General features: G+C 71.6%; 14 protein-coding genes. 9 read left to right on the forward strand and 5 right to left on the reverse strand.

The window, feature by feature from the left end; all coding sequences use genetic code 11:
* Positions 1-143 precede the first annotated feature (143 nt).
* The 4 genes from J2S46_RS25510 (at position 144) to J2S46_RS25525 (ending at position 7,184) form a co-directional block, all read left to right on the forward strand.
* Positions 144-1,745 carry a glycosyltransferase family 2 protein gene (locus J2S46_RS25510; RefSeq protein ID WP_370882241.1) on the forward strand — a complete coding sequence of 534 codons (1,602 nt, stop codon included), beginning with the start codon at positions 144-146 and terminating at the stop codon, positions 1,743-1,745.
* The gene (locus tag J2S46_RS25515) at positions 1,742-2,806 is read left to right on the forward strand and encodes a glycoside hydrolase family 26 protein (protein WP_191289442.1); all 1,065 of its coding nucleotides are present in this window, start codon (positions 1,742-1,744) and stop codon (positions 2,804-2,806) included. The genes J2S46_RS25510 and J2S46_RS25515 overlap by 4 nt, the downstream gene beginning before the upstream one ends.
* Positions 2,806-5,106 carry a glycosyltransferase family 39 protein gene (locus tag J2S46_RS25520; RefSeq protein ID WP_191289443.1) on the forward strand — a complete coding sequence of 767 codons (2,301 nt, stop codon included), beginning with the start codon at positions 2,806-2,808 and terminating at the stop codon, positions 5,104-5,106. The genes J2S46_RS25515 and J2S46_RS25520 overlap by 1 nt, the downstream gene beginning before the upstream one ends.
* Positions 5,107-5,588: 482 nt before the next feature.
* Positions 5,589-7,184 carry a glycosyltransferase family 39 protein gene (locus J2S46_RS25525; protein WP_191289444.1) on the forward strand — a complete coding sequence of 532 codons (1,596 nt, stop codon included), beginning with the start codon at positions 5,589-5,591 and terminating at the stop codon, positions 7,182-7,184.
* A 73-nt stretch (positions 7,185-7,257) separates the two neighbouring features.
* Here the strand turns inward: J2S46_RS25525 and J2S46_RS25530 are convergent, their stop codons facing one another.
* A complete protein-coding gene (locus J2S46_RS25530; protein WP_073926196.1) occupies positions 7,258-7,752 on the reverse strand; it encodes a GNAT family N-acetyltransferase in 495 nt (164 codons plus the stop codon).
* A 337-nt stretch (positions 7,753-8,089) separates the two neighbouring features.
* Here J2S46_RS25530 and J2S46_RS25535 point away from each other — a divergent pair, with 337 nt between their 5' ends.
* The gene (locus J2S46_RS25535) at positions 8,090-9,064 is read left to right on the forward strand and encodes a helix-turn-helix domain-containing protein (protein ID WP_191289445.1); all 975 of its coding nucleotides are present in this window, start codon (positions 8,090-8,092) and stop codon (positions 9,062-9,064) included.
* Positions 9,065-9,115: 51 nt separating this feature from the next.
* On the opposite strand, the gene J2S46_RS25540 is transcribed toward J2S46_RS25535, so the two are convergent.
* The 4 genes from J2S46_RS25540 to J2S46_RS25555 form a co-directional block, all read right to left on the reverse strand.
* A complete protein-coding gene (locus J2S46_RS25540) occupies positions 9,116-9,868 on the reverse strand; it encodes a histidine phosphatase family protein (protein WP_191289446.1) in 753 nt (250 codons plus the stop codon).
* A 117-nt stretch (positions 9,869-9,985) separates the two neighbouring features.
* Complete coding sequence (mctP, locus tag J2S46_RS25545; protein WP_191289447.1) at positions 9,986-11,602, reverse strand: monocarboxylate uptake permease MctP; 1,617 nt, start codon at positions 11,600-11,602, stop codon at positions 9,986-9,988.
* On the reverse strand, positions 11,599-11,892 hold the full coding sequence (locus tag J2S46_RS25550; protein ID WP_191289448.1) for a DUF3311 domain-containing protein: 294 nt from the start codon (positions 11,890-11,892) through the stop codon (positions 11,599-11,601). The genes mctP and J2S46_RS25550 overlap by 4 nt, the downstream gene beginning before the upstream one ends.
* Positions 11,893-12,243: 351 nt before the next feature.
* Positions 12,244-13,032: a GntR family transcriptional regulator gene (locus J2S46_RS25555; protein ID WP_073926360.1), complete on the reverse strand. Its 789-nt coding sequence runs from the start codon at positions 13,030-13,032 to the stop codon at positions 12,244-12,246.
* Positions 13,033-13,367: 335 nt separating this feature from the next.
* Between J2S46_RS25555 and J2S46_RS25560 the strand changes: the two genes are divergently transcribed.
* From J2S46_RS25560 to J2S46_RS25575, 4 genes are all read left to right on the forward strand, one after another.
* Positions 13,368-14,636 carry an extracellular solute-binding protein gene (locus J2S46_RS25560; protein ID WP_191289449.1) on the forward strand — a complete coding sequence of 423 codons (1,269 nt, stop codon included), beginning with the start codon at positions 13,368-13,370 and terminating at the stop codon, positions 14,634-14,636.
* A 145-nt stretch (positions 14,637-14,781) separates the two neighbouring features.
* Positions 14,782-15,747, forward strand: a complete 966-nt coding sequence (locus J2S46_RS25565) for a carbohydrate ABC transporter permease (protein ID WP_229912600.1) — start codon at positions 14,782-14,784, stop codon at positions 15,745-15,747.
* The gene (locus J2S46_RS25570) at positions 15,744-16,571 is read left to right on the forward strand and encodes a carbohydrate ABC transporter permease (protein WP_191289451.1); all 828 of its coding nucleotides are present in this window, start codon (positions 15,744-15,746) and stop codon (positions 16,569-16,571) included. The genes J2S46_RS25565 and J2S46_RS25570 overlap by 4 nt, the downstream gene beginning before the upstream one ends.
* Positions 16,572-16,576: 5 nt before the next feature.
* Complete coding sequence (locus tag J2S46_RS25575; protein WP_229912601.1) at positions 16,577-18,130, forward strand: glycoside hydrolase family 3 protein; 1,554 nt, start codon at positions 16,577-16,579, stop codon at positions 18,128-18,130.
* Positions 18,131-18,418: the final 288 nt, after the last annotated feature.

An 18,418-nucleotide genomic window follows, 5' to 3' on the forward strand; every position in this document is an offset into this window, starting at 1 on the left:
CGGACCGTTCGTGACGTCCTGTTCACGACGGCCGTAACAGGCCGCGAACGCGCGTCCGATAAGGTGTGGTGCCCCGGGGGACAGTTGCTGCATGGTCAGTTCGCTCCGGCACGCGGAACGCAGCTACCAGGAGGTACCGCGCGGTGAGCACCGCGACCAGTGCGCCCAGCAGAAGACGCAAGTCGTCCGGCCGCCGCCGGAACGCGTCGGAGCCCGTCTCGGGCCTGCTGCTCCCGGCACCCCCGAACGCCCAGGAGAAGTACAACTACACCGTCCGCAACCAGTGGGTGCTGACGCTCTGCTCGGTGATCAGCTTCGTCTGCCTGGTGATCAGCCAGGTCGAGCTCTTCCGGGTCGGCTCGTGGTTCTGGCTCTGCGTGCCGTTCCTCGTCTTCACCGTCGTGTACTACCTGGTCTCCCTGCGGGTGAACAGCTTCACGCCGAACTTCGACCTCAAGGAGCACCGCCGGCTGGTCCGCAAGTGGACCCCGGCCGAGTACCCGACCGTCGACGTGTTCCTGCCGGTCTGCGGCGAGCCGATCGAGACCCTGCACAACACCTGGACCCACGTCCGCAAGCTCGCCGAGCACTACCCCGGTCTGGTCATGCCGTACGTCCTGGACGACGCGGCCAGCCCGGCGGTGGAGGCGATGGCCGCCGACTTCGGGTTCCGCTACGGCGTCCGGGAGAACCGCGGCTGGTTCAAGAAGGCGGGCAACCTGCACTACGGGTTCGACCGCTCGGACGGCGAGTACATCCTGATCCTGGACGCCGACTTCGCGCCCCGCCACGACCTGCTGGACGAGGTCCTGCCGTACATGGACCGGGACCCGAAGCTGGGCATCGTCCAGTCGCCGCAGTTCTTCCGCGTCCTGGACTCGCAGAACTGGATCGAGCGCGGCGCGGGCGCCATCCAGGAGCTGTTCTACCGCTCGGTGCAGGTGGCCCGGCAGCGCAACAACGGCGCGATCTGCGTCGGCAGTTGCGCCGTGTACCGGCGCGAGGCGCTGGCCGAGAACGGCGGCACCACGCTCATCGCGCACTCCGAGGACGTGCACACCGGCTTCGACCTGCGCGGTCTCGGCTGGGACCTGCAGTACATCCCGGTGGCGCTCTCCACCGGCGTCTGCCCGGACACCGCGGGCGCCTTCCAGAACCAGCAGTACCGCTGGTGCATGGGCTCGATGTCCCTGCTGACCAGCAAGAAGTTCTGGCAGGCGAAGCTCGGCTTCACCACCCGGCTCTGCTACGTCTCCGGGTTCCTGTACTACATGCACACCGCGCTGATGACCTTCGCGCTGCCGATGCTGCCGATCATGCTGCTCGTCCTGCAGCCGAGGCTGCTGGAGGTCAGGCACCTGGTGCTGGTCATCCCCAGCCTGGTCTACGCGACCGTCATCTTCCCGCTGTGGCACCGGGCGCCCTACCGCCTGGAGGCCTGGGCCGGCCGGATGATGTACGGCTGGTCGCACTTCTTCGCCATCTGGGACCTCGTCCGCGGCCGCCAGATGGGCTGGCAGCCGACCGGCTCCAACGGCGCGAAGAAGGACAAGCAGCGGCGCTTCTGGTGGGGCGTCATCTTCTGGAGCGGCGGGACGGCCGTGGTCTGGGTGGGCGCCGCGGTCTACCGGATGTTCACCATGCACCCGCCGGACTTCGCCCTCGTGCTCTCCTCCGGCCTGTTCTACGCCGTCACCGTCGGCCGAATACTCATCCAGCCCCGATCCCAGGACGCAGTGGCATGACAGACAGCAACACCCGCCCGGGGGGCCGGCTCCCGGTGCTGGTCCGCCTGATCGCGGTCGCGGCCCTGGTCCTCCCGCTGGCCGCCTGCGACCTGCTCGGCGAGAAGAACATCGGCCCCACCCCGTCCGCGGCGGCCGCCTCGGGCGCCGCCGCGGCGCCCGGGGCCACCGGTGCGGCCGCGGCGCCGGCCGAGGCCACCGGACTGCCGTACGACGTCCGCCCGCTGCTCAAGCCGGCGAAGAAGTACCTCGGGATCGCCGCCGACGGCGCGCCGCTCTCGATGGCCGCGGTGGACGAGTTCTCGGCCAAGGCCGGCAAGAAGCCCAACATGATCGAGTTCTACTCCGGCTGGGGCGACGAGTACGACTCCAAGGGCGCCCGCAACGCCTGGGACAGCGGCGCCCTGCCGTACATCGCCTGGGAGCCGTTCACCGTCAGCCTCGCCGACATCGCCGCCGGCAAGAGCGACGACTACGTCAAGCGGTACGCGGCGGGCATCCGCAACGCCAACGTCCCGGTGGCGATCAGCTTCGCGCACGAGTTCAACGGCGGCTGGTACGAGTGGGGCACCAAGCACGCCACCGCCGCCGACTTCGTGGCGGCCTACCAGCACCTGCACGACGTCTTCGCCCAGCTCGGCGTCGGCCAGGTGATCTGGGTGTGGAGCCCGAACAGCATCAACCCGATGCCGGCCGTGGCCCTCAAGCCCTACTACCCCGGCGACACCTACGTCGACTGGGTGGGGATCGTGGCGTACTACACCCACCTTGAGGCCGGCACCTTCGACACCCTCTACACCCCGACGCTGACCCAGATCCGCACCTTCACCCAGAAGCCCTGGCTGATCGCCGAGACCGGCTCGGAGCCCGGCGCGCGCAAGCCCGCCGACATCGCCAACCTGGCCGCCAACGTGATCAAGCGCCCGGACTGTCTCGGGTTCATCTGGTTCAACATCAACAAGGAGACGAACTGGCGGATCGACAGCGATCCGCAGGCGCTCTCCTCCTTCAAACAGGCGGTCTCCGACGGCCGCTACGGATTCGATGTGAAGAGTCCCTGATGACGTCCTCCCCTCCGCACAGCGGCCGCCGCCGGCGCGGGAACCCGGATCAGGGCCTGCCGGCCGCCGACCGGCCCGGCACCGACGAGTCCCTGATCGAGGAGCCGGTCCGCCGGCCCGATCCCGGGGGCTCCTGGTTCCAGGCCCAGCGGCCGACGGCCACCGGACCGGGCCCGCACGACGACGGTGCCTTCGACGACGGCCGGTTCGGCGCGTCCGCCGGTGACACGCCCTTCGGCGGCGCCCCCTCCGATGACGCCTCCTTCGCCGGCGCGCCCTTCGCCGGCGGCCCCTTCGACGGCGGCCTGGGCCATGACGGTGCCCGCACCGGGGCGTCCCACCAGGGCGGGCACCGCCAGGACGGGCACCGCCAGGACGGGCACCGCGAGGGGGACGCGCGGTACGAGGACGCGTTCTACGAGCCAGGGGTGTACGCCGACGGCCCGTACCGGGCCGACGCGTTCGAGCCGGCGACGTACGAGCCCCCCGGGGACGAGCTGCCGCAGGACGGTCCGTCCGCGAACGCCCTGCCCGGGCCGGCCGCCGGGCGCTCACGCCGGGCCGCGGCCCGGGCGGCCCGGGCGGGCCAGGACCGGCCCGCCGGGCACCGGCCGGACGAGGAGCTGTCGGACGAGCACCGGGCCGAGCCCCACCCCGCGGCCGCCGGGGAGGCGCCCGAGGAGTCCGGCGCGACCGGGCATCCCGAGGAGGTGCCGGCCCTGGCCGACATCCCCGCCCAGCGGGACGGGCAGGACGACGCCCCTCGCTACACCCTGGCCCCGGTGCCGGAGGCCAGCTGGTCGCTCGACCCGGGCCGGCGCCGCTCCTGGGTCAGCCGCGCCCTGCTGCTGGCCATCCTCGGACTGCAGGCGGCGCTGTCCGTCCGACTCTCCAACACCGCCTTCCAGGACGAGGCGCTGTACATGTACGCGGGGCACGCGGAACTGTCGCACCTGCTGTACGGCACCGCGCTGCCCAAGGACTACAACAGCTACTTCTCCGGCTCCCCGATGCTCTACCCGATCGTCGCGGCCGTGGTCGAGAACCACTTCGCCATGGTCGGCGTCCGGGTGTTCAGCCTGCTCTGCATGCTCGGGGCCACCGCGCTGCTCTACAGCTTCAGCCGGCGGCTCTTCAACGAGCGGGTGGCGCTCGGCGCGGCGGCGATGTTCGCGGTCACCCAGTCGACCGTGGTGCTCGGCTTCTTCGCCACCTACGACGCCCCGGCCGTGCTGCTGCTGGCCCTGTCGATCTGGATCGTGGTCCGCACCGACCGGGCGCCGGCGGCGGTGGTCGTGCTCGCCGCTCCGGTGGCGGTGCTGGCCGTCGGGCTGAAGTACGCCTCGGCGCTCTACCTGCCCAGCCTGGTCCTGCTCGCCGTCCTCACCGGCATCCGCAACAAGGCCCGGCAGCCGCTGCTGCGCGGCCTGCTGCTGGGGGGCGGGGCGGGCGGACTGCTCTGGGCCGGGCTGACCTTCACCGACGTGCTCAGCGGTGTCCAGGCCACCACCACGGCCCGGGCCCACGGCACCGAGAAGGCGACCGAACTGCTGAGGCAGTCCGCCGAGTTCGGCGGCCTGATGTTCCTCACCGCCTGCGGCGGCGCGATCGCGTACGCGGTGCGCGGCCGGATGAACGAATCTCCGCTGGCCCTGGCGCTGACCGGCCCCGGCCGCAAGCGCCGGATCATGCTCGGCCTGCTGCTCACCGGCACCGCGCTGCTCGCCCCCGCGTACCAGATCCACCTGCACACGTCGGTCGCGCTCTACAAGCACATCGGCTTCGGGCTGCTGTTCGCCGCCCCGATCGCCGGCATCGGTATGGCACGACTGATCGGCCCGCACTTCCGGCACCCCCAACTGGGGATCCTGCTCTGGGTGGTGATGCTCTCGCTGGGCCTGTCGCAGTCGGAGTGGCGGTTCAACACCTGGCCCGACTCCAGCCGGATGGTCGCGGTGCTGCGCCAGCACGTGGACGCCAACGGGCGCTACCTGGCCTCGGCGGACAACGTGCCGGTGTACTACCTGCGCGACCTGACCCTGCAGAGCCAGTGGACCTCGACGTACGGCATCGGCTACGTCGACAAGGACGGCAAGCTGCACTCGGCGGACGACGGCTACCGCACCGCCATCGCCGACGGCTGGTTCGACCTGATCGTGCTCGACGGGGTCGCCACCCCGGAGACCGACCGGGTCGTCGCGGAGGCCGTGGCGCAGAGCCCGCACTACCGACTGCTGGGCCGTCTGCCCTTCACCCACGTCGGCGGGACGGGCTACTACCGGATCTGGGTGAAACAGTAGAGATGACGACCCCCACCGACGTGGCGGACTCGTCCGCGGCCTGGCCGCCCCGGCCGCAGACGCCGCCCGCGGCCGCCACCCCGCCGACCCCCGCCACGGCTCCGCCCGCAGCTCCGGCGCCCACACCGCCCGCGGCGCCGGCCGTGCCCCCGGCGCCGCCCGCGCCCGCCGCCGTCGTGCCCGAGCGCCCCGTGCCCGCTCCCGCCGGTCCGCCGCCGGTCGCGCCGCCGGTCGCGCCCGTGGCGCCCGTCGCCCCGCCGGTCGTGCCTGCGACCCCGCCGGCCGTGGCGCCGGTCCAGGTCGCCCCGCCGGCCGCGGCGCCGGTCCAGGCACCGGGCCGGCGGTTCCGGCCCGCGCCCGCGGCCCCGCCCGCCCAGGTGCCTTCCGCGGTGCTCCCTCCTGCTCAGGTCCCGCCCGCTCAGGTCCCGCCCGCTCCGCTCCGTCCGGCTCAGGTCCCGCCGGCTCAGGTCCCGCCCGTCCCCGTGCCTGCGGCGCCGGTCCGTGCGACGGCCCTGCCGGAGCCGGGGGAGCCGGCCCGGGACCGGCGGGTGGCGCTGGCCGTCGCCCTGCCGCCCGCGCTGCTCACCCTGGCGCTCTGCCTGTACGGCATCCAGCAGCGCCAGCTCTGGCGGGACGAGCACGCGAGCTGGTGGGCCGCCACCCTGTCCTGGGGCGACCTGGGCGCGCTGACCGCCAACATGGACCTGGTGCTGGCGCCGTACTACGTGCTGCTGCACCTGTGGGTCTCCCTGTTCGGGGACTCCGAGGCCGCGCTGCGGATCCCCTCCGCCCTCGCCATGGCCGGCGCCGCCGCGATGGTGGCCCTGCTCGGCCGCAGGCTGCTGACGCCCCGGCTGGGCACCCTCGGCGGGCTGCTGTTCGCGGTCTGCCCCAGCATCACCTGGTACGGGCAGGACGCCCGTCCGTACGCCTTCGCGGTGCTGGCCGCCGCCGGCAGCACCCTGCTGCTGACCAGGATCGTCGAGCGCCCGGCCGGCCCGCCCGCGACGGCGCCCGGGGGACGCCCCCTGCCGCTCCGCAAGGACCCGGCGGTGCTGGCCTGGGCGGGCTACGGCGCCACCGTGGTCGGGATGGGGCTGACCCATCTGGTGACCCTGATGATCCTGCCAGGGCACCTGCTGCTGGTCGTCCAGAAGGCGCGCCGCTCACGGGCGGGCAGCGCCCGCTGGGTGCTGCCGGTGCGCTGGGCCGTCGCGATGGCCGGCGCGGTGCTGCTGCTCAGCCCGCTGCTGCTGCTGGGCGCGGGCCAGAGCGGCCAGATCGCCTGGAACGACCGCGACTGGGACGACCTCGGCCAGCTCCTCACCGACCTGGCCGGTTCGGCCGGGCTCGGCTGGACGCTGCTGCTGGCGGGCGTGATCGGTGCGGTGAGCCTGCTGGTGCTGCGCCAGCCGGTGGGCCTGCTGGCCTGCTGGGCGGTGGTGCCGGTGCTCGCCACCGTGCTGACGGCTCATTGGCTGCATCTCTTCCTGGCCCGGTACCTGCTCTTCACGGTGCCCGCCTGGACGCTGCTCGCCGCCGCGGTGGTGGGCCGGCTGCCCGGGCTGGTGTCGCAGCTGACCGCCTCGCACACGCCGCCGCGCTGGGTGGTGGGGCCGGCTCCGCTGGTGGTGGCCTTCGCTGTGGTCGCCGTGGTGGCCTGGCCGTCCCAGTCCGAGGTGCGGGACGACCTGCCGGGGGAGATGGACGCCCGGGCCGGGGCCCGGGTGATCAGCGCCGGGCTGCGGCCGGGGGACGGTGTGGTCTTCGACCCGAGCAGTTCGATGCGGCGGGCCCTGGCGTACGAGCTGCGCGGCCTGCCGGCTCCCAAGGACGTCCTGCTCAGCGTCACCCCGCAGGAGGCCGGCAGCTTCGGCGCCCTGGAGTGCGAGGAGCCCGCCAAGTGCCTGGCCGGGGTCCAGCGGATCTGGCTGCTGGTCGGCGCCACCGACCGGCGGCCGTACGGCGGGGTCTCGGACAAGGTGGCCAAGGAGCTCAAGCAGTTCCACACCGTGCGGAGCGAGAACGTGCCCAACCTGCGGCTGGTGCTGCTGGAGCGGAACAAGGGCAAGGGCTGAGCCCGTGGCCGGGGCGGACGGTCCCGGCGGTTGCGCCCCGGCCCCGGCAGCTGCCGTGGCCGGGGCGCACCGCTCAGAAGGTCATCGTGTAGACCATCAGCTCCACCCCCGGCCGGACCTCCCAGTCCCGCTCGGGGGCCCGCCGGAAGCCCAGCCGCTCGTACAGGCGGTGCGCCGAGGTCATCGACGGGCGGGTGGAGAAGGCCATCCCGGTCAGGCCGAGTTCGCGGCTGCGGGCGATCGTGGCGCGGACCAGTGCCTCGCCCGCCCCGCGGCCGCGGGCCGCGCCGCCGACCGCGAGCATCCGGATCTCGCCCTCGTGCGGGCCGGCGATGTCGGCGAACTCGGTGCCGCCGGTCGCGAAGGTCACGCAGCCGAGCAGCCGTCCGTCGCCCGGATCGACCGCGACGAGGAGCTCGGCCTGCTCGAACCGCGGTCGGGCGTCCAGGAGCTTGGCGGCGTAAGGGCCGTCGGCCGGGCTGTGGCCGTCGCCGACGAAGGCTTCGTGGGTGACGGCGCCGACGGCTTCGAGGTCGGCAGGAACGGCGCGGCGGATGACGAGGTCCATGGCTCCAGTCTGCCCGAAGCCCGGTCGCAGGCGGCGGGCAGGCCGTCCTGTAGTCGGTCGCCGGGCGCCGGTTCGTGCGGATAGCCGCCGGGCCGGTGCCAGTTGTCGCGTCCGTGCCGGCCGTTGCGGTCGAAGTCCCGCCCGACCAGCAGGCCCAGCAGGCCGAAGCCGCCGACGGCGACGAGGAGAGCGAGCGCGTTCGTGAGCGTCGAGGTGTCCATGGCTCCACTCTCGCGGGAGCGCCGCGGCGCCACGAGTGGCAGGAATGCCCGATCGCATCGAAATACTGCCAGCCGATCCCTGGTGCTCCCGGCGCCCGGGCGGCATCCTGGACGGCATGCTGAACAATGTGGTGGCCGTGGTGCTGGAGGAGATCCACCCCTTCGAACTCGGCGTGGCCTGCGAGGTGTTCGGCCTGGACCGGAGCGGCGACGGCCTGCCGGTCTACGAGTTCGCGCTGGCCGGCGACCGCACCGGGCCGCACCGCACCCACGCCGGCTTCAGCATCGACGTGCCGCACGGCCCGGAGCGGCTGGCCGGGGCCGACCTGGTGGTCGTCACCGCGACCGGCCTGCGCGACTCCTACCCGCCGGCCCTCGTCGAGGCGCTGCGGGCGGCCGTCGAGGGCGGCGCCCGGGTGCTCTCCATCTGCAGCGGCGCCTTCCTGCTCGGCGAGGCCGGGCTGCTGGACGGCCGGCGCTCCACCACGCACTGGCGGCACGCCGCCGAACTCGCCCGCCGCTACCCGCGGACCGTCGTCGAGCCGGACGTGCTCTACGTGGACGAGGACCCGGTGATCACCTCGGCCGGCACCGCCGCCGGCATCGACGCCTGCCTGCACCTGGTCCGCCGGCTGCAGGGCGCGGAGGTCGCCCGGGGGATCGCCCGCCGGATGGTGGTCGCCCCGCACCGGGAGGGCGGCCAGGCGCAGTTCGTCGCCCGGCCGCTGCCCGAGGAGGACGGCGCCTCGCTCGGCGGGTTGCTCGACCGGATGCGTCACCAGCTGGACCGGGAGTGGACGGTGGAGCAGCTCGCGGCCCGCGCCCACATGTCCCCGCGCACCTTCGCCCGCCGCTTCCAGCAGGAGACCGGCACCACCCCGCACCGCTGGCTGACCGGGCAGCGGGTGCTGCTGGCCCAGCGGCTGCTGGAGGGCACGGACGAGCCGGTGGACTCGATCGCGGCCCGCTGCGGCTTCGGCAACGGCGCGACCCTGCGCCACCACTTCGGCCGCCGGCTGGGCACCACCCCGCTGGCCTACCGCCGGACCTTCGCCGGCGGCTGGCAGGGGGAGCCCGAGCTGCGGGTCTGACCGGCCCGGGCCGCCGCCGGCCCGGGCGCCGGCGCCGCCGGTCCCGGCGGATCAGCCGGCCGGGTCCAGGTGTCCGGTGGTGTTCCACCGCTCGGGCCGCAGCCGTCCGCCGTCGGTGCGCCAGACACTGGCCGAGCAGTTGGCGACCTGCTCCACCGCCAGCAGCTGCGGCTCGGTCAGCCGGTCCAGCACGTACCGCAGCATCAGCACGGTGCAGTCGTGCGCGACCACCAGGACGGGGTTGCCGTCCTCCTCCTCGCCGAGGTCGCGCAGACAGCTACGGACCCGCAGCGCCACGTCGGACCAGGACTCCCCGCCGGGCGGCCGGTAGTACAGCTCGCCCATCTTGCGCCGCCGGGCCGCCTCCTCCGGGTGCTTGGCCTCGATGGCCGCGCCGGTCAGCATCTCCAGGATGCCCAGCTCGCGGTCCCGGAGCCGTTCGTCGTAGCGGATGTTCAGCGAGATCGGCACCGCGCCGAGCCCGGCGGCCTGCGCCAGCGCGATCCGGGCGGTCTCGGCGGTGCGCACGTAGGGCGAGCACCAGACGCTGCGCGGGCGGTCGCCGGCGGGCAGGGCGGCCCACCAGCGGCCGAGCGCGTGGGCCTGCTGCTGGCCGTGCATGGAGAGCGGGATGTCGGCGTCCCGGCAGCTGATCGGCACGCTCAGCGCGCCCGCCGCCTCGGCGAGCTGGAACTCCACGTTCGCGGTGGACTCCCCGTGCCGGGTGGCGATCAGCACGGACGGCAGCCGCAGCCCGGGCGTGCTCCGGTGCTGGCCGTTGAGGGTGGTGCCGAGTTCTGCCATGTCCGGTTCTCCCCGTTGTCGTCGGATCCACCGACAGCCGTTCATACATATGATCGCGCCGTCACCTCCAGTGTTCACGGAGATGACGGCGCGATCACAGGGCGCGCGCAGGACGTGTCAATGCGCCGCCGCGGGCACCGGCGCGTTCTGCGTCCTCGCATCGCCGGCCTCGGCGCCGTAGTCGTCCGGGTCGGTCTCGTCGGTGCCCACCGGGGCCTTCAGGGCCCGCAGCACCAGGGTCAGCACCACCGCCACCGCCAGGTTCAGCACGAACGCGGTCAGCCCGATGTAGCCGATCTCGCCGATCACCGGGATGTTCGCCGCGCTGCCGCCGAAGTGCTTGGTGGCGGGGCTGGCGATGCCGTACGCCTGGTAGGTGCCGTAGACCATGCCGGCCGCCCAGCCGGCGAACAGCGCCCAGTGGTGGAACCAGCGGGTGAACAGGCCGCCGACGATCGAGACGAAGGTCTGCAGGATCCACAGGCCGCCGAGCAGCTGCAGGTTGATCGCCGCCTGCTTGTCCATGGTGAGGACGAAGGCCAGCGCCCCGACCTTGACCAGCAGCGAGGCCAGCTTGGCCACCCGGGTCTCGTCCGCCGCCGTGGCGTCGGGCCGGATGAACTCCTTGTAGACGTTGCGGGTGAACAGGTTGGCCGCCGCGATCGACATGATCGCGGCCGGCACCAGCGCGCCGATCCCGATCGCGGCGAAGGCCACCCCGGTGAACCAGTCCGGGAACATGTTCTCGAACAGCTGGGGCACCGAGAGCTGCGCGTTGAAGCCCTTGACCCCGCTGCCCACCCCGGCCGCGATGGCCATGAAGCCGAGCAGGGCCAGCAGGCCCAGCATCAGCGAGTAGGCCGGCATGATCGCCATGTTGCGGCGCACGGTGTTGCGCGACTTGGAGGCCAGCACCCCGGTCACCGAGTGCGGGTACATGAACAGGGCCAGTGCCGAGCCCAGGGCCAGCGTGGCGTACGTCCACTGCTTGTTCTCGGCGAGGATCAGCGACCCGGGGGACTTGGGCGTGCTGAACTTCTGCGCGGCGGTGTCGAAGATGTGGCCGTAGCCGCCGAGCCGCATCGGGATGTAGATCACCGCGACGATGATCACGATGTAGATCAGGGCGTCCTTGACGAAGGCGATCAGCGCCGGTGCCCGGAGCCCGGAGGAGTAGGTGTAGGCGGCCAGCACGCCGAAGGCGATGAACAGCGGCAGGTCCTTGACGAACCAGTTGCTGCCCGCACCGCCGCCGACGCCCAGCACGTCCAGCACCGCCTGGATGCCGACCAGCTGGAGCGCGATGTACGGCATGGTCGCCAGGATGCCGGTCAGCGCCACCACCAGGGAGAGCGCCTTGGAGCCGTAGCGGCCGCGGACGAAGTCCGCCGGGGTGACGTACCCGTGCACCCGGGAGACCGACCAGAGCCGCGGCAGGAAGAGGAAGACCAGCGGGTACGCGATGATCGTGTACGGCACCGCGAAGAAGCCGGCGGCGCCGGTGGCGTACACCGCCGCGGGCACGGCGACGAAGGTGTACGCGGTGTAGAGGTCGCCGCCGAGCAGGAACCAGGTCACCCAGGTGCCGAAGCTGCGGCCGCCGAGCCCCCATTCGTCCAGGTGCAGGGCGTTGTCCGCCTTGCGCCAGCGGGAGGCCATGAAGCCCATCACGGTGACCAGCAGGAAGAAGAGGACGAACACCGCCAGGGCGGTCACGTTGACGCCGTTGTTCATCGCTTCCCACCCGCCCGGGCGGCCTTGCGGGCCTTCTCGTCACGGTTGACGAGCAGGTAGGCGGCGAAGGTGAAGACGGCCGAGACCGGCACCCAGAGCAGCTGGTACCAGTAGAAGAACGGCACGCCGCCGGCCTGCGGGTCGGCCTTGGTGTACGAGGCCACCCAGAGCATGGCGACCACCGGCACGGCGAGGCTGAGCCCGGCCAGGACCCGCTCGGGCGTCACGGCGGGCAGTGGCGCGGGTGGCGGCCCGGGCAGTGGTTCGGGCACTTCGAGATCTGCGGACATCTGCGGCTCCGGCTGAAGAGGTGTCACCTCGTCGGCGCCGCAGTCCCGGGCACCTGGGCACCCTGGACCCGCCGAGCAGCACCACTGGTGATCGGCAGTCACTACAGCTGCGGAATGTAGAGCACGGCGTGACCCATGTCACCCGATTCACGGAACTCCCCCACTATCGGTGTCCGCCCGGGTGCGCCCTGGCACCGCGTGCCGGGCCCGGTGCCCGCTCCGCGGCCCGTCCGCGGCCCGTCCGCCTTCCCGGCGCGCGGGCCGGGAACGCGCCGGCGCGCGGACCGGGGGACGGTCCGCGCGCCGGGGGAGGCAGTGCGGGAGTGCTGCCGGGGGAGTCCCCGGGGCCGGCTACTCCGGTCGCTGCAGGCGGGTGATGAACTTGTACCGGTCGCCGCGGTAGATCGACCGGACCCACTCCACCGGGGCGCCCTCGGCGTCGAAGGAGTGCCGGGAGAGCTGCAGCATCGGCAGGCCGAGGTCGGAGCCGAGCAGGCCGGCCTCGCGCGGGTTGGCCAGCGTGGTCTCGATGGTCTCCTCGGCCTCGGCCACGGTGACCCCGTACACCTCGCGCAGTGCGGTGTAGAGCGAGTTGTGCTTGACCAGGTTCCGGCGCAGGGCCGGGAAGCGCTTGGCGGACAGATGCGCGACCTCGATCGCCATCGGGTCGCCGTTGGCCAGCCGCAGACGCTCGATCCGCAGCACCCGGCCGCCGGGCTTGATGTCCAGCAGCGGGGCGAGCCGGTCGTCCGCAGTGATGTAGCCGACCTCGATCAGCCGGGAGGTGGGCTCCAGGCCTTGCGCGCGCATGTCCTCGGTGTACGAGGTGAGCTGCAGCGCCTGGGCGACCTTGGGCTTGGCGACGAACGTCCCCTTGCCCTGGATGCGCTCCAGCCGCCCCTCGACCACCAGCTCCTGCAGGGCCTGCCGGACGGTGGTCCGGGAGGTGTCGAACTGTGCCGCGAGGGCCCGCTCGGGGGGCACCGGGGTGCCGGCCGGCTGGGTCTCGGTGAGCTGGAGCAGGTGCCGCTTGAGGCCGTAGTACTTGGGAACCCGGGCGCCCGCGGGGGAGGGCTGCACCGCGAGGCTCTTCGCCTGGGGGTCGTTCACCTGGGCTGTGCTGCCCCCGTCGGTGGTCATCGGCCGTATCTCCTGCTCCTCGCGGAGCCGCACCGGCCCCGCCACCTTGTTCAACGGCACACATCGTTGCATGTATGCCCGGGGAACGAATACCTCATCACACGATGAACGATGAGCGGTGTCGGCTTGATAACAGGTGGTCCGGATTGGTCCGAGGACCGTTGACACGCCCATTGGTCTAGGCCAAGCTCCAGGCAGTTGGTCTACACCACTGCAGGCCAGCAGCTATGAATCCCAACCCGTCCCATGGGTCCGCGGCACCATTCCTACCGCTTTGCGTGGGTCTGCCGTTGCCACCGATGGGGGGAAACCCTGGCATCCCTCAGGAGGATGGCGTGAAGCGTCAGCTCATCGCGGCGGTCGGCGTCGCAGCAATGGTCGTCGGTCTGGCGGCCTGTGGCTCCGACGGCAAGAAGGCCGATGACGCGGCCAAGCCGAAGGACTACAACGGCAAGACTCTGACCGCGTGGTTCATGGACGGTTCTGCGCCGCAGGCATGGCAGGACGGCGTCAAGGCGGACTTCGAGAAGGAGTTCCCGGGCGCCAAGCTCAACATCCAGGTCCAGAAGTGGGACGGCATCGGCCCGAAGGTCACCACCGCGCTCTCCGAGGGCTCGGTCGACGTCCTGGAGCTCGGCAACACCCAGACGGCCGGCTACGCCGCCACCGGCGGCCTCGTCGACCTCACCAAGGACAAGGCCACCCTGGGCGGCAGCGACTGGGCCGCCAACCTGAACGAGTCCTCGGTGCTGGAGGGCAAGCAGTACGCCGCCCCGTGGTACTTCACCAACCGCTCCGTGATCTACAACAAGGAGCTGTGGACCAAGGCCGGCATCGCCGCCCCGCCGAAGACCCTGGACGAGTACTACGCCGACCTGGAGAAGCTCAAGGCGACCCCGGGCGTCTCCCAGGCCATCTACCTGCCGGGCCAGGAGTGGTACACCTACTTCGGCCTGATCACCAGCGAGGGTGGCAAGCTCGTCAAGAAGGACGGCGACAAGTACGTCGGCAACCTGTCCTCCCCCGAGGCGAAGGCCGCGTTCGCGACCTACCAGAAGCTGGCCAGCTTCTCCACCGCCCCGAAGGACAAGGACGAGGCCAACCCGCAGCAGATGACGCTCTTCCCCAAGGGTGACATCGCCTCCATGATCGGCCTCGGCTGGGAGGCCCCGGCGGCCAAGGACATGACCGCCGACAAGTGGGGCGTCTTCCCGCTCCCGGGCAAGACCGCCGACAAGCCGTCCGGCGTGTTCCTCGGTGGCTCGAACCTGGCCGTCGCCCAGGCGAGCAAGAACCAGGACCTGGCCAAGGGCTTCCTGAAGATCGCCCTCTCGGACAAGTTCGAGGGCCAGATGGCCGCCTCCGGCCTCATCCCGAACAAGGCCTCGCTGAACAGCCAGGTCGTCGGCGACTTCGCGAAGGCGGCCCTGGCGGCCTCCGCCAACGGCGCCACCACCCCGAACATCGCGGCCTGGGCCGGGGTCGAGAACAACCCGAACCCGATCAAGGAGTTCATGACCGCCGTGCTCCAGGGCGGCGACTACGACGCCACGGCCAAGAAGTACGACGAGGAGATCACCAAGCGCCTCGCGGCGAAGCAGTAACACTGAGCGGCGCCGCTCACCGGTCCCCCACGGACCGGTGAGCGGCGCCGCCTACCCGTCGTGGCCAGGTTGTTAGGAAGAGAGAACGATGGCTGTGCATTCGGAGCGGGTGCAGACACGGTCCCCGGAATCAGGGAAGGCTGACATGGCCGCCACTGAGCAGATCGCCCCGCCCACCGCGGGCGGCACCCCCACGAACGGCAGACCCACGGCCGGTCCGCGCCTGCTGACCCGCATCGCGCCGTACCTGCTGCTGCTGCCGGCCATCCTGGCCACGCTGTTCCTGCTCGGCTATCCGCTGCTGAAGACGGTCCTGGTCTCGTTCCAGAACCTCAACAGCCGCCAGCTCGTGCAGCACCTGACGGAGTGGAACGGCTTCGAGAACTACACCGAGCAGCTGTCCAACGGTGAGTTCTGGCACACCACCGGCCGCTCGGTCGCCTTCACCGTCGTCAACGTCGTCCTGATCATGGTCGGCGGGACGCTGGTCGGGCTGCTGCTCAACCGCCTCGGCAAGTGGATGCGGCTCTTCCTGTCCGCCTCGCTGATCCTGGCCTGGGCGATGCCGATCGTCGCCAGCACCACCGTCTACACCTGGCTCTTCGACCAGAAGTACGGCGTGGTCAACTGGCTCCTGGACAAGCTCGGCTTCCACGGGATGCTCGACTACAACTGGTTCAGCGACCAGTACTCGACCTTCTTCGTGATCATCCTGCTGATCGTGTGGGGCTCGATCCCGTTCGTGGCCTTCAACATGTACGCGGGCCTGACCACCATCCCGACCGAGCTCTACGAGGCGGCCCGGATGGACGGCGCCGGCTCGCTGAAGATCTTCAGCTCGGTGATCTTCCCCAGCCTGAAGCCGTTCTTCCTGGCCACGACCTTCCTTGAGGTCATCTGGGTCTTCAAGGCCTTCACCCAGGTGTTCGCGATGAACATGGGCGGTCCCCAGCGGCTCACCGAGACCCTCCCCGTCTACGCCTTCATCGAAGGCGTCAGCAACAACCACTACGGCACCGGATCCGCGATCGCCGTGCTCACGATCCTGATGCTCGGCGCGCTCATGGCGTACTACTTCCGGATCATTCTGAAGCAGGAGGACGAGCTGTGAGGCGCTCGATCATCGGACGCAGCTGGCCCAACGCCATCGCCGTCGTCCTCTTCGTCTTCTTCATCTTCCCGGTCTACTGGATGGTCTCCACGGCCTTCAAGCAGAACACGGACATCGTCAGCAAGACCCCGGTGTTCGTGCCGCTGAACGGCACCCTGGAGCACTTCGACCGGGCCGTGCACGCCGACGGCTTCTGGACGATGGTCGGCAACAGCTTCGTGGTGACGGTCGGCGCGGTGCTCGCCTCGCTGGTGATCGCCACCCTGGCGTCCTTCGCCGTCGCCCGGATGAAGTTCCGCGGCCGCAAGACCTTCGTGCTGGTGATCATGGCGGCCCAGATGGCGCCCTGGGAGGTCATGACGATCTCCGTCTACCTGATCGCCCGCGACAACGACATGCTCAACAGCCTGCTCCCGCTGACCATCTTCTACATGATGATGGTGCTGCCCTTCACGATCTGGACGCTGCGCGGCTTCATCGCCGCGGTGCCCAAGGAGCTGGAGGAGTCCGCGATGGTGGACGGCTGCACCCGGGTCCAGGCCTTCGTCAAGGTGGTCTTCCCGCTGCTCGCCCCCGGCCTGATGTCGACCTCGCTGTTCGGCTTCATCACCGCCTGGAACGAGTACCCGCTGGTCCTGATCCTGAACAAGCAGGGCGGCCAGACCCTGCCGCTCTGGCTGACCGGATTCCGCAGCGCGTTCGGCGACGACTGGGGCGCGACCATGGCGGCCTCCTCGCTGTTCGCCGTCCCGGTCCTGATCCTGTTCGTCTTCCTGCAGCGCAAGGCCGTCGGCGGGATGACCGCCGGCGCCGTGAAGGGCTGACGACCGTGAGCATCCTGATCCCCAGCGGCACGGTCAACGACCAGCTGCACCGCGACGCCCTCGCCGTGCTCCAGCCCGGCTTCGTGGGCACCACGCCGCCCGACTGGATCCGCCGGCACCTGGCGGCGGGCCTCGGCTCGGTGGCGCTGTTCGGGCGCAACGTCACGGACACCGCCCAGCTCGCCGAGCTCACCGCCGCCCTGCGCGCGGAGAACCCGGACATCCTGGTCGCCATCGACGAGGAGGGCGGCGACGTCACCCGCCTGGAGACGGGCTCCGGCTCGTCCTGGCCGGGCAACCTCGCGCTCGGCGCCGTCGACGACCCGGCGCTGACCCGGGACGTCGCCCGCGAGCTCGGCCGGGCCCTGGCCGCCTGCGGCGTGAACTACAACTGGGCGCCGTCCGCGGACGTGAACTCCAACCCGGGCAACCCGGTCATCGGGGTCCGTTCCTTCGGCGCCGACCCCGAGCTCTGCGCGCGGCACACCGCCGCCTGGGTCGAGGGCCTGCAGTCGGTGGGTGTGGCGGCCTGCGCCAAGCACTTCCCCGGCCACGGCGACACCGCCGTCGACTCGCACCACGGCCTGCCCGTGGTCGACGTGGACGTCGACCTGCTGCGTTCGCGCGACCTCGTCCCGTTCAAGGCGGCGATCGCGGCCGGTGCCAAGGCCGTGATGACGGCCCACATCATGGTCCCGGTGCTCGACCCGAGCCTGCCGGCCACCCTGAGCAAGGCCGTGCTCAGCGGCCTGCTGCGGGCCCGGCCGGAGGACGGCGGCCTCGGCTACGACGGCCTGATCGTCACCGACGCGATCGAGATGGGTGCCATCGCGGACACCTACGGCACCTCCGAGGGCACCCTGCTGGCCCTGGAGGCCGGCGCGGACGCGATCTGCGTCGGCGGCGAGCACGCCGACGAGGAGACCGTCCTGCAGCTGCACGACGCCATCGTGGCGGCGGTGCGCTCCGGCCGGCTCTCCGAGGAGCGCCTGGCCGACGCCGCGGACCGGGTCCGCAGGCTCGGCAGCTGGGCCCGGATCGAGGCCCAGGGCGAGCGCCGTGAGCCGGACCTGTCGATCGGCCTGCAGGCCGCCCGGCGGGCCCTGCGGGTGGTCCGGGCGCCCGGGCGCCCGGTGGCCCCGGTGACGGACCGTCCGTACGTCGCCTCGTTCTCCCCGCAGGCGAACGTGGCGGTCGGCGACGAGACCCCGTGGGGCGTGGCGGGCATGCTCGCCGCGCGCCTGCCCGGCACCCGGGCGGAGAACTTCGGCCCGGCGGACGCGGCTCCGGAGCGGCTGGACGCGCTGGTCGCCAGGGTGCTCGCGGGCGCCCAGGACCGCCGGCTGGTGCTGATGGTCCGTGACACCCACCGGCACGACTGGATGTCCGCGGCGCTGCACCGGCTGGTGACGGCCCGTCCGGACGCGCTGGTGGTGGAGATGGGGGTGCCGCAGGCCGCTCCGGTCGGCGCGCTGCACATCGCCACCCACGGTGCCGCGCGGGTCTGCGGACTCGCCGCGGTGGAGGTGCTCACCGGCCAGCCGCAGACCGCGAGCTGACGAAACGTCTCATTCAGGCCAGGGGCCGTCGGAGGATTCCTCCGACGGCCCCTGGTCCGTTTTCGGCGCTCTGTGACGTTCCTCCCATCCCGGTGTGACGGTGTTCCCTCAAGTGGGCCTTAAGGCTGCCTTAAGTTCTACTTATGGTGATGATGCGGCGACGGAGGGCAACGGCTCACAACAGGTCTGCAACGGCACGTTGCAGTAGGCCATTTGAGCGTTGACACCCGGAGTGGTCTAGGCCAAGCTCCAGGAATCTGGTCTGAACCAATCCTGGCCGGATGTGGT

This window comes from Kitasatospora herbaricolor (assembly GCF_030813695.1).
Lineage (GTDB): Bacteria > Actinomycetota > Actinomycetes > Streptomycetales > Streptomycetaceae > Kitasatospora > Kitasatospora herbaricolor.

Bases quoted from the DNA above. Each gene is read 5' to 3' on its own strand.
- J2S46_RS25530 (WP_073926196.1), bottom strand. From the start codon at position 7,752: ATGGACCTCGTCATCCGCCGCGCCGTTCCTGCCGACCTCGAAGCCGTC.
- J2S46_RS25515 (WP_191289442.1), top strand. From the start codon at position 1,742: ATGACAGACAGCAACACCCGCCCGGGGGGCCGGCTCCCGGTGCTGGTC.
- J2S46_RS25540 (WP_191289446.1), bottom strand. From the start codon at position 9,868: ATGGCAGAACTCGGCACCACCCTCAACGGCCAGCACCGGAGCACGCCC.
- J2S46_RS25550 (WP_191289448.1), bottom strand. From the start codon at position 11,892: ATGTCCGCAGATCTCGAAGTGCCCGAACCACTGCCCGGGCCGCCACCC.
- J2S46_RS25535 (WP_191289445.1), top strand. From the start codon at position 8,090: ATGCTGAACAATGTGGTGGCCGTGGTGCTGGAGGAGATCCACCCCTTC.
- J2S46_RS25565 (WP_229912600.1), top strand. From the start codon at position 14,782: ATGGCCGCCACTGAGCAGATCGCCCCGCCCACCGCGGGCGGCACCCCC.
- J2S46_RS25520 (WP_191289443.1), top strand. From the start codon at position 2,806: ATGACGTCCTCCCCTCCGCACAGCGGCCGCCGCCGGCGCGGGAACCCG.
- mctP (WP_191289447.1), bottom strand. From the start codon at position 11,602: ATGAACAACGGCGTCAACGTGACCGCCCTGGCGGTGTTCGTCCTCTTC.
- J2S46_RS25555 (WP_073926360.1), bottom strand. From the start codon at position 13,032: ATGACCACCGACGGGGGCAGCACAGCCCAGGTGAACGACCCCCAGGCG.